Origin of the sequence: Mesorhizobium sp. M0894 (genome assembly GCF_040319725.1) — a bacterium.
In the GTDB taxonomy this organism is placed as follows: Bacteria; Pseudomonadota; Alphaproteobacteria; order Rhizobiales; family Rhizobiaceae; genus Mesorhizobium.
In genome coordinates this window covers 74,997-88,642 of sequence record NZ_JAMYOG010000010.1, presented here as the reverse complement: position 1 = coordinate 88,642, position 13,646 = coordinate 74,997, and the positions used below count along the sequence as shown (strand labels likewise).

Genomic DNA, 13,646 nt, shown 5'->3' with positions numbered 1-13,646 from the left:
CGGCCGTGCCGCCATCCTGTGGCGCCAAGAGTGATCGCGACAAGAGGCGGCAGGCCAATGCGGTTTCTTGTCGAATTTGGGTGAACATACCCCCCGGAGATGGCGGGGCGATATCGGAACGGCAGACGTGGGTCGAAACAAGCGTTTCCGAGCGCAACCCGCCAAGGTCCGGAAATGACCCCAGAAGGGGCGTTCGGCAGCGATCCGAGCAGCAAGGATTTGGCAGGACCGGAAATCGGCATGGAATGCCGCAATCATCATCATGTCCCGTCCAAGTTGTGGACACTTCCTTCTCAAAGGCGCACTCTTGGCATGCGAAACGCGAGCCAGAGTTTCGTCCAACGCTTCACATGCCTGACTTGCGTCGGTGATTGTCTGACCTATCCGGATACTTCCGGATGGGCAGACCTCACATTGTGTCGCCTATCCGTGATCAGGCTACGGCCTAAGGCACGTTGCAGCCCGTTCCGGATCAACTGGGAGGTAAACAACATGCCTGATTTTCAGCGCAGAGAACTTCTTGTTCAAGGAAGCGCGGCTCTTGCCGCAATTGCTGCTCTCTATACCTCGCGTCGGGCTTACGCTTTTCCAACACGGCCGAGCGAGGAAGTTATTCGGTGGCTGGATCAGCCGGCCGAAAATCCCGATCCGGTAGGTATCCAGAAGCAGCTTGTCTGGGAGGATTTGGACAGCTGGATAACGCCAAATGACAAGTTCTTCAGCATCTCGCATTTCAACCGACCAACGATCGACGAGAAGACATGGTCGATGGAGATCGGAGGCCTGGTCAAGAAGCCCTTGGAGTTAACGCTCGCCGACATCAGGGCGCGACCGCGGCAGGAGGTCGTTTTCACAGTGGAGTGCTCGGGCAATCACGGGTTTCCCTTTTTCACCGGCGGCATCGGCAATGCCCGTTGGGCAGGGACGCCGCTCGCCCCGATCCTCGAGGAAGCCGGTGTTCTGGAGAAGGGCATCGAGGTCGTCTTTTTCGGTACCGACACAGGCGAGATCCCGATACGCGACGTAAAAATGAAGCAGAACTTCGCTCGTAGCATGTCGCTCGCCGACGCGATGAACCCCGACAATCTCCTCTGCTATGAAATGAATGGAGCCGCCTTGCCGGCGGCCAATGGCTTCCCGGTACGGCTCATTGCTCCAGGCTGGTACGGGATCGCCAACGTCAAGTGGCTAAAACGCATCGAGGTTCGCGATACGCGGTTCATGAGCCTTCTGATGGCCCGTGACTATGTCACCATCCGGGAGGAGGACCACAACGGCGAGACCGTATGGGCCGAGACTTCGGTCGGGCGAGCGCTGATAAAGTCCGCGCCCGCGAAGGTTACCCGGAAAGATTCAGATTACTCCATCATTGGAGCAGCCTGGGGGGCGCCGATCGAACGGGTCGAAGTGCAAATCGATCAGGGGCCTTGGGCACCAGCGACCATTGACCACAGTGAGGAGGCAGAACACGCCTGGAAAATTTGGTCCCTGGATTGGGCAAATCCCTCTCCTGGAGAACACACGGTGACCTCGCGCGCGGTCAGCACCACGGGACAAATTCAACCGGCGATGGACGATCCCTTGATTGCCAAGAAACACACATACTGGGAAAGCAATGGCCAGGTGACGCGCCGCGTGCGTATCGGCTAGCGAATTTTGCAGCCAAATAGATGCGGCAAAACAGATAGTTAGAGCGAGTTACCGGTTCCAGGAGAACCGGAACCGCTCTAAGAACTTGCTGCCATGTGGCAATTGCGTTTGGGTCACCCAGGAGGAGGCTGCCTGATCCGAAAGCTGGCGCCGCTCTGTATCGAGCATGACGGGTGTGGGCCGTAGATCCTCTTCGCGACGATACCGCTCCCGAAATCGGAAGCGAGCCCCTCAGCTTAGTGATCGAGGCGATGGCAGACTTGTCCGGTGGCGCAACCTTGGCCCTGTCGCCTCCGCGCGCCATTTCCGCACCATTTCCAGCGCTCGCCTCACCTCTCCACGGCCCTGATTTCCGCATCGACCAGGCACCACGGTGCATAGCGGAAGTCGCGGATCTGGATGATTTCATCGCCCGCCCATTCAACCAGCACGAAGCCGCGCACGGTGCCGTCGGCCGCCTGCGGGTCGCGGATAAGGATCGCCGGCCTGCCGTCGACGAAGCCGAGTGACAATGCCCAGTCGCTGATACGGTCGTAATTGCCGAAATAGGTCGACGCCTGGGCCTTGCCGCGCAGGCGGACGCGGTTGACGACTTCGAGCCGGACGTCCTCTGCGATCAGTGCCTTGACCGCGTCGAAGTCGCGCGCGTTGAACAGGTCGACATAGCGCCGCAGCCGGCGCTCGTCATCGGCGTCGAGCTTCGGCGCGAGCGCCTGCTCGGGCTGCAGCGCCAGCAGCTTGAGCTGCGCCCGCCCGCGATGCAGCGCGGCCTTGGTGGCGGCGAGCGTCGCGCCGGTCACTTCGCAGGTCTCATGCAGGCTGAGGCCGAGCACGTCGACCAGGATCACGGCGCTGCGCTGCGGCACCGAAAGCTGCATGAAGGCGCGCAGGCCGGTCTGGGCGGCGAGCCGGCTGTCGGCGCTGCCGGAGGGATCCTCGATGACGCTCATGTCGGCCTCGGTCATGCGCGACCTTTCCCGATTGCGCCGCCGCAGATGATCCTGCGCGGCATTGTGGGCGATGCGAAACAGCCATTGCTCCGGCCGTTCGACCATCGCACCGCCGTCGATCGCCTGCAGCGCGTTGATCAGCACCTCCTGGACGATGTCCTCGCCGTCGATCACCGAGCCGGCCATGCGCGCGCAGTAGCGATGCAGCCTTGGCCGCAACCCGACGAGCATCGCCTCCAACGTCGCCCTGTTCATTTTCGGCGTAGCATCCCATTTCTGCGCGAGCGGCATGGCAGGCGCTATCCCGCCTTCTGACCCGCCAGCATACGGTAATTGCCGATGACTTTGACAGGCGATCGCATTGCCGGGGTCGAACGGCGTTCGGCGTGGTTTTCCGCAAATGCCTTGAAGGCGGCAAGCCCGGTCAGCGCCGACGAATCGCCGTCCTGGCCGACGATGTGGACGAACGAGCCGTCGTCCAGCTCGAGCACGAGATAGCGCACCGTCGGCGGTGCCGCCTCGCCCAGTGCTTCGAACACTTTTTCGACCAGCGCGCGGTTATCTTCCAGGTCGGCTTGGTTCACACCGTATCGAATGAGCGCGTAGTCCATCGTCGTCTCCTGACTGGTTGGTATGAACGAAGGACGACCGGCTGCGCTGAAAAGATTCTCCTTGTGGAAGAATCTTTTCGGTTGCCCGCATCGTCTTTCCCGCGTGGGCGGCTGCGCGGCAGCCATCAAGCAGGAGAGACGACCATGCATATCCAGTTTGCCGAGCTTCCGGTGTTCGACCAGGACCGCGCCAAGGCGTTCTACACCAGGCATCTCGCCTGTCAGGTGCTGGCCGACCAGAAGATGGGCGACGGCGGCTGGCGCTGGATCGAGCTGGCATTTCCGCATGCCGTGACGAACCTGCATTTCATCAGGCGCGCCGACGACGCCCCCGGCGCGGAGCCCGTATTGGTGCTGGTCGACGAAAATGTCGGAGCAATGAGCGCGGCGTTGAAGGCGGGCGGCGTCGAAATCATCACCGAACCGCATGATGCGCCGTGGCAGCCGGGGCGCACGGTGGCGGAGTTTCGCGACAGCGAAGGCAACCGCATGGTCCTCGCCAGCCGATAAGCCACCGGAGCCCTCTGTCCGGCGGGGCATCGTACCTAAGTCCTACCTTCGGCCCGACCATCGGCCGTGCTTCCTTCGTGTTATTATTTCGTGACCGCTGCGCGCCGGAACCTTCCCTTGCATCGGGCGTTCGGGCGCTGTATTCGCGATGCCTCATATTTAGGCAGGCGGAGGAAATGCGAATAACGGCGGGTGGCAAAACAAACATGGGCCGGGGAGGAGCATCTTACCATGTCGAACCGTAAAATCGGAATGTCCCCCAGTTTGGGGCTGCGCGTCGCTGACCTCAAATCCAGAATGCAAAGTGCCCAGATTACCGAGCACGAAATCAAGACGTTTCAAAAGGTTGCCGCCATTATGGGCGGCGCCAAAGGCTCACTGCGCCTCGATGCGGACGATCTGATTGCCGCATCCTTCCTTGTCGATCCCGTGGAAGATCTCCCGCTCTCCAGTTGACGGCGCTGAACGCGGGTCGAAATCCTATCGGGTTTGAACCTGCGATTGCCGCCAGCGGAGCATCCGCCAGCCCAGGCCGCATGCGAGGATGACGTTGGCCAGCGCCAGACCAGAAAGCGCGGCCAACGTCCCATGCGGGCCGAAGCGCTCCAGCAGCAATGCGCCGGCCGAGGGTGCCGCCGCCTGGGCGATCAGGCTCGGCATGGCGAGGCGGCCCATCAGCTTCGCGTAGCCGTTCGAGCCGAACAGCGCGAGCGGCAACGTCCCCCGCGCGATGGATTCCAGGCCGATGCCCGCGCCATAGAAGCCGAGCGCCAGCGGGATGATTGGCATGCCGGCCCAGAGCGCCGAAACGCCGATCGCCACAAACGTAACCGAGGCGAACTTGGTCAGGATCGGATGGTGGTAGCGCGCGATGGTCATCTCGATCGCGCGCGCCGCCACCTGGGACGGGCCGACCAGCGCGCCGAGCCCGACGGCCGCGGCCAGCGCCATGCCGCTGCCTTGCAGGATGGTGAGCAGATGCACCGACACCGTCGAGGAGATCACCGCCGCAAGCGTAAGGGTGGCGGCCAGAACGATGATGATCGACGGATCGGGATTGCCTTCGCCGGCCGGCGTCACCTCTTTCAATCCTGGCCCGACCGGCAATCCTGGCCCGACTGCCGGTTGCGGCGCCTCGCGGGGCAGGATCACGAGATAGAGCGGAAGCGCAATCACCAGCTGAAAGACAGCGTAGGCCAGGCAGGTGCCGCGCCAGCCGACCTCCCCAAGAAGCCAGGCCGAAATCGGCCAGCAGATCGTACTGGCAAAACCGCCGAACAGCGTCAGCGTGGTAATGGCGGAGCGCGCGCCGTGGCCGTAGTGGCGCCCAAGCGTCGCGAAAGCGGCATCGTAGAGCCCAGCCCCCATGCCCAGTCCGATGACCAGCCAGGCTGCGATATAGGCCGCAAGATTAGGGGCGAGAGCCAGCCCGATCTGGCCGAGCCCGATGCATGCGGCGCTGAACGCCAGAACGCTGCGGCCGCCATGCCGCTCGATCGACGACCCGACGCGCGGCGAGATCAATCCTGCCGTGAGCAAGCCGAGAGACAGGCCGCCGACAACCCATGCCAGCGGCCAGCCGGTATCGGAGGAGACCGCCGGCGCAATGACCGCTGGAAGATAGTAGGAAGATCCCCACGCCATGATCTGCGTCAGGCCAAGCGCGGTGATGATTGCGCCGCGGCTGCGCAGGATGGTGGGCGAAGGCGCCAGAAGGCTCATGCGGCGACGCCGCAGCCACAGCCGCTTTTGCCGATCGCCTTTGCTTCGGCATCGGCGACACAGCAGGCATCCACCGCTACCGGCGCCGGACCGCCGCAGCAGCCCGTGTCGGCAATGCCGATCCGCGGCACGGTGCAGACGCCGGTCTCCGGCAGCACGAGCTGGACATTGTCGGCGGCCACCATGTCGCCGGCGATCGCCGCGGCGACGGAGCGGACCTGCTCATACCCGGTCAGCAGCAGGAAGGTCGGTGCGCGGCCATAGCTCTTGATGCCGACCGTATAGAACCCATGCTCGGGATGGCTGAGCTCGCGATGGCCGTGCGGCGGCACGTCGCCGCAGGAATGCTCGTTGGGATCGATCAACGGTCCCAGTGCCTTGACGCTTTCCAGCCACGGATCGAGCTCAAGCCGAAGCTCGCGCGTCAGCGACAGATCGGGGCGCTGTCCGGTCGCGGCAATGATGCGGTCGACCGGGCCAATCCGCTGCAAGCCGTCCTTGGTCTGGCCTTCGACGACCAGCCGGCCGTCGGCATCGCGGATCGAAACAGCCGCAAAGCCCGTCACCAGTCTGAGGCCGCCGCTCTCGGCGAGTTCGCGCACTTCGGCGCCGAGTTCGCCGCGTGCCGGCAATTGGTCGGCATCGCCGCCGCCATAGATGCGCACCAGGTCGGTGCCGCGCGTTGTCCAGATGAAGGCCGTGCCGGGCTCCATATCCGCCAGCCTGGCGAGATCCAGCAAGGCGTTGGCGGCTGAATGGCCGGAGCCGGCGACCAGCGTCGTCTTGCCGGCATAAAGGCTGCGGTCGCGGTCGAGAATATCGGGGATGCCGTAGGCGATGCGATCTGCAAATTGCGCTTCGCCTACGGCATGAATTCCGCCGGCGCCGAGGGGGTTCGGCATCTGCCAGGTTCCCGAAGCATCGATGACGGCGCGGGCGCTGTCGCGCCGCGTGCCGCTGGCGGTTTCGACCACCAGCATGAACGGCCGGTTTTCGCGTTCCTTGCTCAGCACCTTGTCGGCGCCCCAGCGCGAGATGCCGACGACCCGGGCACCGGTTTCGATCGACGGCGACAATTGCGGAAGCTTTGCAAGCGGCTCGAGGTAATCCGCGACGAGGTCGTTCGCGGTCGGGAATGCCTCAGGCTCCGGCATCCGCCAGCCATGCGCCTCGAGCAGGTTTCTGGCCGCCTGATCGACGCAATAGCGCCAAGGCGTGAACACCCGAACATGGCCCCAATCCCTGAGGTTGGATGCAACCGTATTGCCGGCTTCGTAGACTTTGACAGGAATACCTTGCGCGATGAGGTGGACCGCTGCCGCCAGGCCGACCGGCCCGGCGCCGATCACCGCGACGGGGAGTTTTTCGATCATTTCCATACCTTCCATCCATCCGGTAATTTCGAATTAAACTGCCAAAAAAATCACGCTGGCGTCTTGGCCGTCGCTTCCGCCGATGCCGGCGCACAGGTGGCGTCGGCGCAGCATTCATCTGCGAGGTATCCGATGAGCCCATTCATGGCGGGATAGTTGGCCCGGCAGATCAGCGTCGTCGCCTGCCGCTCCTGTGTCACCAGGCCGGTGTCGACCAGCCGCTTGAGGTGATGCGACAGCGTCGAGGCAGCGATGCCGAGCCTGTCCTGGATGCGCCCGACCGGCAGGCCTTCATCGCCCGCCCGCACAAGCGTCCGATAGAGCTGCAACCGCGTCGGGCTGCCGAGGGCTTCCAGTTGCGAGGCTGCTTTTTCGAGTTTCATGGAAATGCCATACTTCCAAGAAGACAGGGCGTCAACTTTTATTTCGAACATTATCGAATAACCGGGCAACCGCCGTCCTCGTTTGCGCCAATCGTCTGCCTCAAATCGACCGCTGGTTTACCCGTCTGGCAAGCTCTTCCGCGCTTTCGACGCGTTCGGAATAACGGTTGGTGAGATAGGCCGACCGGTCGCGCAGAAGAAGCGTGAATTTCATCAGCTCCTCCATCACGTCGACTATGCGGTTGTAGTAGGGCGAGGGCTTCATGCGCCCGGCCGCCTCGAATTCGTTGAATGCCTTTGCCACCGACGATTGGTTCGGGATGGTAAACATGCGCATCCAGCGGCCCAGGATACGCAGTTGGTTGACGGCATTGAAGCTTTGTGAGCCGCCGGAAACCTGCATGACGGCAAGCGTCCGGCCCTGGGTGGGACGCACCGAGCCCAACGACAATGGCAGCCAGTCGATCTGCGATTTCATGATACCGGTCATTGAACCGTGACGTTCGGGCGAACACCAGACCTGACCTTCGGACCAAAGCGACAGCTCACGCAGCTCTTTCACCTTGGGGTGATCGGCGGGCGTCGAATCCGGCAGCGGCAAACCGGCAGGGTTGAAGATGCGGACTTCAGCGCCAAGCCAGGTCAAGATACGTGCGCCTTCCTCAGTGGCCATGCGGGAGTAGGAACGCTCGCGCAAGGAGCCGTAGAGCATCAAGATCCGAGGCTTGTGGGCCGAGGCGGCCACATCGAACAGCGCAGAGGCATCGATCGCCGGGAGTTGCTCCATATCTATGTTTGGCAGGGACCCTGCGTGATCGACTGGTTTCATGGCTTCAAAGCTTTATTATTTCGAGTTTCATCGAAATAGGTAGGCGCGATCCGTCGTGGCGTCAAAGCAAATTTCGAGAAATGTCGAAATACTCTAGGCGACGCGCTTGCCGCTGGTGTCGACGACGACCTCGCCGTCCTCCTTGGTGAACGGGCCGATATCCGGCTTGGGCAGGATATCGAGCACCGCTTCGGAGGGTCGGGCGAGCATGGTGCCGAGCGGCGTCACCACGATCGGCCGGTTGATCAGGATCGGATGCGCCAGCATGAAATCGAGGATCTCGTCATCGCTCCACTTCGGGTCGCCCAGGCCAAGCTCGGCATAAGGCGTGCCCTTTCGCGCAGCAATTGGCGCGGCGTCATGCCCATCGCTGCGATCAGTTTGACGAGCTTTTCGCGCGACGGCGGGGTTTTCAGATATTCGATCACCTCCGGCTCCTCGCCGGACTGCCTGATCATGGCCAGCGTGTTGCGCGAGGTGCCGCAATCGGGGTTGTGGTAGATGGTGACGGTCATTGCGCAGCTTTCATCTGTCCGACTGGTTTCGGTTGGGCGAGCAGCCACCCTGCCAATGCCACGGCGAGCAACGCGCCCAAAAGCTCGGCGGCGATGAAGCCCGGCAGATCGGTGGGGCGGATCCCGGCAAAAGTGTTGGAGAACGCACGGGCGATGGCGACGGCCGGATTGGCAAAGGATGTCGACGCGGTGAACCAATAGGCGGCGGTGATATAGAGCCCAACCAGCCAAGGGATAGAATCCGGGCGGGAACGCAGGCCGGCAAGAATGGTGAAGACCAGCCCGAAGGCGGCGACCAGCTCCGCAATCCATTGGCCGCCTCCGGTCCGCACCGTCGCCGACACTTCCAGGATCGGCAATTCGAACATTGCATGCGCCAGGAACGTTCCAGCGATGCCGCCGGCAATCTGGGCGGCGACGTAGGCCAGCGCTGCATTCGTTTCGATTTCACGCCGAAGCGCGAACACCAGCGTCACCGCCGGGTTGAAGTGCGCTCCGGAGATCGGCCCGAATATGGTGATGAGCACGACCAGGATCGCCCCGGTCGGCAAGGTGTTGCCGAGCAGCGAGACGGCGACATCGTTGCTCAGCCTGTCAGCCATGATGCCGGAACCGACCACGGTGGCGACCAGCAGAGCCGTGCCGAGGGCCTCGGCAACAAGGCGCCGGGAAAGCTGAACCACCTCAGCCGGCCTTCGGCAGATTGCGGCCGATCTCGTCGAGGCGCTTCTGCAGCGCAAGTCTGTCGACCGCATTGATCGGCAGGCTGACAAAGATCGAAATTCGGTTGTTGAGCATGCGGTAGGCTTCGGCGAAGGCGAGATGCTTTTCCGCCTCGGTGCCTTCGACGGCTGCAGGATCAGGTACGCCCCAATGCGCCGTCATCGGTTGCCCGGGCCAGACCGGACATGATTCGTTGGCGGCATTGTCGCAGACCGTGAAGACGAAATTCATCTCTGAGGCACCCCGCTCCGCAAACTCTTGCCAGTCTTTCGAACGGGCGAACGACGTGTCGTAGTTGAGGCTTTTCAAAAGCTGAAGGGCATAGGGATGAACCTCTCCCTTCGGATGCGATCCAGCCGAATAGGCCTTGAACTTGCCTGCGCCGACGCGGTTCAGGATCGCCTCGGCGAGAATCGACCTTGCCGAATTGCCGGTGCAGAGAAAAAGAACATTGTATGGCTCGCTCATCGCGCACCTCCCTTCTAGCAGTTGCAGGTCACAGCCTGGATCACAGGCTGGCAAAGTTCCGGCGCGCCATTGCAGCAGTCCTCCATCAGGTAGGCCAGCAGATCGCGAAAGCCGGCCATATCGGCGAAATAGCGCACGCTGCGGCCCTCCCGTTCGGTCCGCACCAGGCCGGCATGCGACAGGATCTTGAGATGGGCCGACATCGTATTCGGGAACGCGGCGAGCCGCGAAGCGATCTCGCCCGCCGGCACGCCGTCGGCTCCAGCCCGCACCAAAAGGCGAAAAACGTCCAGCCGGGTTTCCTGGCCGAGCGCGGCAAGCGCCGAAAGGGCGAGTGTCTTGTCCATAATTCCAGGATTCCAGAAATGGCGAAGAGAGTCAACGCGCCTCTGCCAGCGACCCAAGGCAATCTCTCAGTTTTGAATTCGCCCTCTAAGCGTTTGCGTTGCCCCTCACCTGCCTGCCGGCATCCTCTCCCGGTATAGTGACGGGGAGAGGGGCCTCGTCATCGGTGATTTCGCCAAACATCGGCGGTGCAGAAACGACGCCAACGCTGCGGCCAGCCCCTTCTCCCCGTCACTATACGGGGAGAAGTGCCCGGCAGGGCGATGAGGGGCGGCGCCGACTTGTACAACTGATCGTATCCGACACATCGAAGCGATGCCCGCTGCGCTCGGCGGCTCGCTCGACCAAATCAGCCAGGCACCGTGGCGGCAATGGCATCAGCGCGGCCAAAACCGGCAACCGCTTTCCTGACCCGCTGCAGATGCGCCTGGCGTCCGGCGGCCGAGACGCTGTCCATCCGGTAGAGCGCCAGGAATTTGGTCCGGCACAGCGGATGGCAGACGGAGCGGAAGCCGCGCAGCAGGGTTCGCCGGCCGGGCTGTCCCATGATCCACGACATCAGCGGCGTGGCACCGCATGTGGTCATCGCCACCACCCGGCGTATGTGCCGCAATTTGGGCCGCGGACCGCGTCGTGCGGTCGGCATCTCGAAAGCGAAGCCCGGCACCAGCACACGCTCCAGCCAGCCTTTCAGCATCGCCGGCACGCCATACCACCAGGTCGGGTAAATGAAGACGACCGCCTCGGCCCAGATCAGCTCCTGCGCATGTTCGTGGACCGGTTGCAGGTTCGCCGCCTTGTCGTGGTAACCGCGCCATTCCTGCGTGCGCATGACTGGATCGAAGCCGGTCGCATGGAGATCGAGCAGGTGGACCTGATGCCCCCTTTCGGCAAGCGTCTCCAGCACCGTATCGCGCACGGCGCCGTTGAAGCTGTCGGTGCAGGGATGGCAATAGACGACGAGGACCTTCATCTTGCGCTCAGCCCGGTCGGTCGCCAGAGGATCGCGGTGCTGCATGCAAGCGCGTCGCATGCAAACAAGCCACCCGCAGACATAGTCGATCAGCTGTTTTCATGCGAAGCCCCGCAGCCCCATATCAAGACGCAACACCTCCAGTCGCGTCAAGCCCCGCTCGTTCGCTCAAGGAAAATTGCGCAGACATGGGCTTGCTGGAGGGCGCTGTCCCGCATGCCTTGGGGTACTCCGCGGGATGCGGCGCTGCGGCGTATCATGCCCAAGAACTCCCAGCATTGTTCCCAGAATGTCTGCGCCCTAGCTTCAGGGCGTATCCAAAGCGTCAGGAGAAAACGATGCAGACAGGAAAACTGAGCGGCAAGATCGCCTTGGTGACGGGCGCCTCCTCCGGCATCGGCGAGGCCACCGCCTTGGCGCTGGCGGCCGAGGGCGCCACGCTGGCGATTGCCGCGCGGCGCACTGAGCGCCTGGACGATCTGGCGAGGCGGATCCGTGAGACCGGCAGCACCGCGCTGCCGATTGCCGTCGACGTCACCGACGAAGCGCAAGCCACGGCGATGGTCGAACGGGTCCTGCAGGAGTACGGCCGGCTCGACATTCTGCTTGCAGTTGCCGGCGTCGGCGTCGCCGCGCCGTTCCGCAATACGACGCCGGAAGAATACCGCCGGATGGTCGACGTCAACATTCTGGGCCTGCTTTATCCGATCCATGCGGCGCTGCCGTCGATGCAACGGCAAGGCGCCGGCCACATCGTCGTCGTTTCTTCCGGCACCGGCCGTTATATCCACCCTTCGGTGGTCTATTCCGGCACCAAGCACGCGGTAAGCGCGATGGCGGAATCGCTTCGCCGCGAGATCGGCAAGGACGGCATCCGCGTGACATGCATCGAGCCTGGCGCCGTCAAGACCGAGTTCACCCAGAATATGCGCGCCGATGTGCGCCAGGCGGTCGAGCTAAGGCTTGGCGACATGGAGCAGCTGGAAAGCGAGGACATCGCCGCCGCCATCCTGTACGCGGTAACGCAGCCGCCACGGGTCAACGTCAACATCCTGACGCTTTATCCGACCGAGCAGGCATGAGCTTGGCCGACAGATATGGTGCCCTGCGCCGCCCCGCAGCATCATTCCCCGGTCATCAGCGTGAACACAAGCTGCCGCAGCTTGCCGCCCGGGCCGAATTCGACCCGGTCGAAATCGCGGCTCGCCTGCCGCTGTGCCTGAGAAATTCCGGCGAGCCGTTTCGTCACTTCGGTCCTGATCTTGCTGCAGCCGCGGTCGTCGGGGACGGTCAGGCCGATGGTGGCCGCCTCGATCTTGTGCACCATGTCGATGATGCTGGCGCCGTGCACCTTCTCGTGGGCGGCGAGGCCGGCTGCGAAAACGCCCCAGTTCTTCTGGATTGTGCCCGGCAGCCGCGCGGCCGGCTTCGGCAAGGTGTAGGTGATGATCAGCTTCGGCCGCGCCGACACCAGCACGCAGGCGTCGCCTTGCGGCTGGTAGTCCCTCACCCAGGTCAGCTTGAAATTGGTATGCGCGATGACGCGGCGCTCGCCGAACAGCGGCCCGCGGCCGCCGATCGAGGCATAGAGCTCCGGCCCGGATTGCCCTGAGATGGCATAGGTCTCGACCTTTTCGACCGCCTGCCAGCCGGCATGCGCCGGCGAGGTCAGCAGAGAGGCGAGCAGCAGGCAAAGGCGAATGGCTGTTTTCATGCAAGTCCTCGCAGCTGCTGCGCACGATGCAAAAGACATGCAGTTCCCTTCCGTGGACATAGCCGGCGGCCGGCTATAGTGGGATGCTCGTATACAAGAATCCACAGGCAACGCCATGTCGCCGCGACCGAACATTGCCCGGCAACGCCCTGCCCCCGGGACCCAGCCTCCCGGCGTCAGCCTGTGCCGCGCGCTGTCGAAGCTTGGCCTGTGCTCGCGCAAGCAGGCCGAGCTTCTGGTTGCCGAGGGGCGCGTGCGGGTCGCCGGCAAGATCGTGCGCAACGGCGCGATGCGCGTCGATCCCGGCCGCGACCGCATCGAGGTCGACGGCCGCCGCGTCGCCGCCGAGCGCAAGGTCTATCTGATGCTCAACAAGCCGCGCGGCCTGGTTACCACCCGCGACGACCCGCAGGACCGCGGCACCGTCTATGATTGCCTGGCAGGCCTCGACCTGCCCTTCGTCTCGCCGGTCGGCCGCCTCGACAAGGCCAGCGAAGGCCTGCTGTTGATGACCAACGACACGCGCTTCGCGCAGCGCCTGCTCGACCCCGCCTCGCATGTCGCCAAGACCTATCACGTGCAGATCGGCGCCCTGCCCGACGAGGCCATGCTGGCGCGGTTGCGCGCCGGCGCGACAGTCGACGGCGACTTGCTGACGGCCCGCTCGATCGAGCTGTTGCGCGGCGGCACCCTTGGCTGGAGATCGTGCTCGACGAGGGCCGCAACCGCCATATCCGAAGGCTGCTCGGCGCCCACGATATCGAGGTGCTGCGCCTGGTGCGCGTTGCGATCGGCCCATTGCAGCTCGGCGACCTCGCCAAGGGCAAGACACGCCATCTGACCGCCGAAGAGCTGGCGCTGCTTCGGGCCTGAAGGACAG

15 protein-coding genes and 2 pseudogenes are annotated in these 13,646 nt (G+C 63.5%); 5 read left to right on the top strand and 12 right to left on the bottom strand.

What is annotated here, in order from left to right; translation table 11 throughout:
• Positions 1-492 precede the first annotated feature (492 nt).
• A complete protein-coding gene (locus tag NKH91_RS20025; RefSeq protein WP_352844608.1) occupies positions 493-1,650 on the top strand; it encodes a sulfite oxidase in 1,158 nt (385 codons plus the stop codon).
• A gap of 329 nt (positions 1,651-1,979) precedes the next feature.
• Here the strand turns inward: NKH91_RS20025 and NKH91_RS20020 are convergent, their stop codons facing one another.
• A complete protein-coding gene (locus NKH91_RS20020; RefSeq protein WP_352844609.1) occupies positions 1,980-2,891 on the bottom strand; it encodes a sigma-70 family RNA polymerase sigma factor in 912 nt (303 codons plus the stop codon).
• Positions 2,892-2,899: 8 nt separating this feature from the next.
• Positions 2,900-3,211, bottom strand: coding sequence for a hypothetical protein (locus tag NKH91_RS20015; protein ID WP_352481658.1), 312 nt, complete (start codon positions 3,209-3,211; stop codon positions 2,900-2,902).
• Between the two features lie 144 nt (positions 3,212-3,355).
• Between NKH91_RS20015 and NKH91_RS20010 the strand changes: the two genes are divergently transcribed.
• Both NKH91_RS20010 and NKH91_RS20005 read left to right on the top strand, forming a co-directional pair.
• Positions 3,356-3,721: a VOC family protein gene (locus tag NKH91_RS20010; RefSeq protein WP_352481659.1), complete on the top strand. Its 366-nt coding sequence runs from the start codon at positions 3,356-3,358 to the stop codon at positions 3,719-3,721.
• 231 nt (positions 3,722-3,952) lie between these two features.
• Positions 3,953-4,177: a hypothetical protein gene (locus NKH91_RS20005; RefSeq protein ID WP_352481660.1), complete on the top strand. Its 225-nt coding sequence runs from the start codon at positions 3,953-3,955 to the stop codon at positions 4,175-4,177.
• A 24-nt stretch (positions 4,178-4,201) separates the two neighbouring features.
• Here NKH91_RS20005 and NKH91_RS20000 read toward each other — a convergent pair whose 3' ends face one another.
• The 9 genes and pseudogenes from NKH91_RS20000 to NKH91_RS19960 all read right to left on the bottom strand — a co-directional run bounded on the left by NKH91_RS20000 (position 4,202) and on the right by NKH91_RS19960 (position 11,097).
• The gene (locus tag NKH91_RS20000) at positions 4,202-5,443 is read right to left on the bottom strand and encodes an MFS transporter (protein WP_352844611.1); all 1,242 of its coding nucleotides are present in this window, start codon (positions 5,441-5,443) and stop codon (positions 4,202-4,204) included.
• Positions 5,440-6,816 carry an NAD(P)-binding domain-containing protein gene (locus tag NKH91_RS19995; RefSeq protein WP_352844612.1) on the bottom strand — a complete coding sequence of 459 codons (1,377 nt, stop codon included), beginning with the start codon at positions 6,814-6,816 and terminating at the stop codon, positions 5,440-5,442. The genes NKH91_RS20000 and NKH91_RS19995 overlap by 4 nt, the downstream gene beginning before the upstream one ends.
• Positions 6,817-6,866: 50 nt before the next feature.
• Positions 6,867-7,199 (bottom strand): ArsR/SmtB family transcription factor, encoded by a 333-nt coding sequence (locus NKH91_RS19990; protein ID WP_352844613.1) that lies wholly within the window; start codon positions 7,197-7,199, stop codon positions 6,867-6,869.
• Between the two features lie 100 nt (positions 7,200-7,299).
• Entirely contained in the window at positions 7,300-8,028 is a 729-nt protein-coding gene (arsH, locus tag NKH91_RS19985; protein WP_352844614.1) for an arsenical resistance protein ArsH, read from the bottom strand.
• Between the two features lie 93 nt (positions 8,029-8,121).
• Positions 8,122-8,543: pseudogene (arsC, locus tag NKH91_RS19980) on the bottom strand (arsenate reductase (glutaredoxin)).
• Positions 8,540-9,226: an aquaporin gene (locus tag NKH91_RS19975; protein ID WP_352844616.1), complete on the bottom strand. Its 687-nt coding sequence runs from the start codon at positions 9,224-9,226 to the stop codon at positions 8,540-8,542. Before NKH91_RS19975 ends, arsC begins: the two are co-directional and overlap by 4 nt.
• A 1-nt stretch (position 9,227) precedes the next feature.
• Positions 9,228-9,734: an arsenate reductase ArsC gene (locus NKH91_RS19970; protein WP_352844617.1), complete on the bottom strand. Its 507-nt coding sequence runs from the start codon at positions 9,732-9,734 to the stop codon at positions 9,228-9,230.
• A gap of 14 nt (positions 9,735-9,748) precedes the next feature.
• The gene (locus NKH91_RS19965; protein WP_023722919.1) at positions 9,749-10,081 is read right to left on the bottom strand and encodes an ArsR/SmtB family transcription factor; all 333 of its coding nucleotides are present in this window, start codon (positions 10,079-10,081) and stop codon (positions 9,749-9,751) included.
• A gap of 347 nt (positions 10,082-10,428) precedes the next feature.
• On the bottom strand, positions 10,429-11,097 hold the full coding sequence (locus tag NKH91_RS19960; protein WP_352844619.1) for an NAD(P)H-dependent oxidoreductase: 669 nt from the start codon (positions 11,095-11,097) through the stop codon (positions 10,429-10,431).
• A 293-nt stretch (positions 11,098-11,390) separates the two neighbouring features.
• On the opposite strand from NKH91_RS19960, the gene NKH91_RS19955 reads away from it, so the two are divergent.
• Positions 11,391-12,134: an SDR family oxidoreductase gene (locus tag NKH91_RS19955; RefSeq protein ID WP_352844620.1), complete on the top strand. Its 744-nt coding sequence runs from the start codon at positions 11,391-11,393 to the stop codon at positions 12,132-12,134.
• Positions 12,135-12,175: 41 nt separating this feature from the next.
• On the opposite strand, the gene NKH91_RS19950 is transcribed toward NKH91_RS19955, so the two are convergent.
• Entirely contained in the window at positions 12,176-12,766 is a 591-nt protein-coding gene (locus NKH91_RS19950) for a DUF922 domain-containing Zn-dependent protease (RefSeq protein ID WP_352844621.1), read from the bottom strand.
• Positions 12,767-12,881: 115 nt separating this feature from the next.
• Between NKH91_RS19950 and NKH91_RS19945 the strand changes: the two are divergent.
• Positions 12,882-13,639, top strand: a pseudogene (locus NKH91_RS19945) (pseudouridine synthase).
• Positions 13,640-13,646 lie beyond the last annotated feature (7 nt).

Coding starts and splice junctions, on each gene's coding strand:
- NKH91_RS20025 (WP_352844608.1), top strand. CDS start 493: ATGCCTGATTTTCAGCGCAGAGAACTTCTTGTTCAAGGAAGCGCGGCT.
- NKH91_RS20020 (WP_352844609.1), bottom strand. CDS start 2,891: ATGCCGCTCGCGCAGAAATGGGATGCTACGCCGAAAATGAACAGGGCG.
- NKH91_RS20015 (WP_352481658.1), bottom strand. CDS start 3,211: ATGGACTACGCGCTCATTCGATACGGTGTGAACCAAGCCGACCTGGAA.
- NKH91_RS20010 (WP_352481659.1), top strand. CDS start 3,356: ATGCATATCCAGTTTGCCGAGCTTCCGGTGTTCGACCAGGACCGCGCC.
- NKH91_RS20005 (WP_352481660.1), top strand. CDS start 3,953: ATGTCGAACCGTAAAATCGGAATGTCCCCCAGTTTGGGGCTGCGCGTC.
- NKH91_RS20000 (WP_352844611.1), bottom strand. CDS start 5,443: ATGAGCCTTCTGGCGCCTTCGCCCACCATCCTGCGCAGCCGCGGCGCA.
- NKH91_RS19995 (WP_352844612.1), bottom strand. CDS start 6,816: ATGATCGAAAAACTCCCCGTCGCGGTGATCGGCGCCGGGCCGGTCGGC.
- NKH91_RS19990 (WP_352844613.1), bottom strand. CDS start 7,199: ATGAAACTCGAAAAAGCAGCCTCGCAACTGGAAGCCCTCGGCAGCCCG.
- arsH (WP_352844614.1), bottom strand. CDS start 8,028: ATGAAACCAGTCGATCACGCAGGGTCCCTGCCAAACATAGATATGGAG.
- NKH91_RS19970 (WP_352844617.1), bottom strand. CDS start 9,734: ATGAGCGAGCCATACAATGTTCTTTTTCTCTGCACCGGCAATTCGGCA.
- NKH91_RS19965 (WP_023722919.1), bottom strand. CDS start 10,081: ATGGACAAGACACTCGCCCTTTCGGCGCTTGCCGCGCTCGGCCAGGAA.
- NKH91_RS19960 (WP_352844619.1), bottom strand. CDS start 11,097: ATGCAGCACCGCGATCCTCTGGCGACCGACCGGGCTGAGCGCAAGATG.
- NKH91_RS19955 (WP_352844620.1), top strand. CDS start 11,391: ATGCAGACAGGAAAACTGAGCGGCAAGATCGCCTTGGTGACGGGCGCC.
- NKH91_RS19950 (WP_352844621.1), bottom strand. CDS start 12,766: ATGAAAACAGCCATTCGCCTTTGCCTGCTGCTCGCCTCTCTGCTGACC.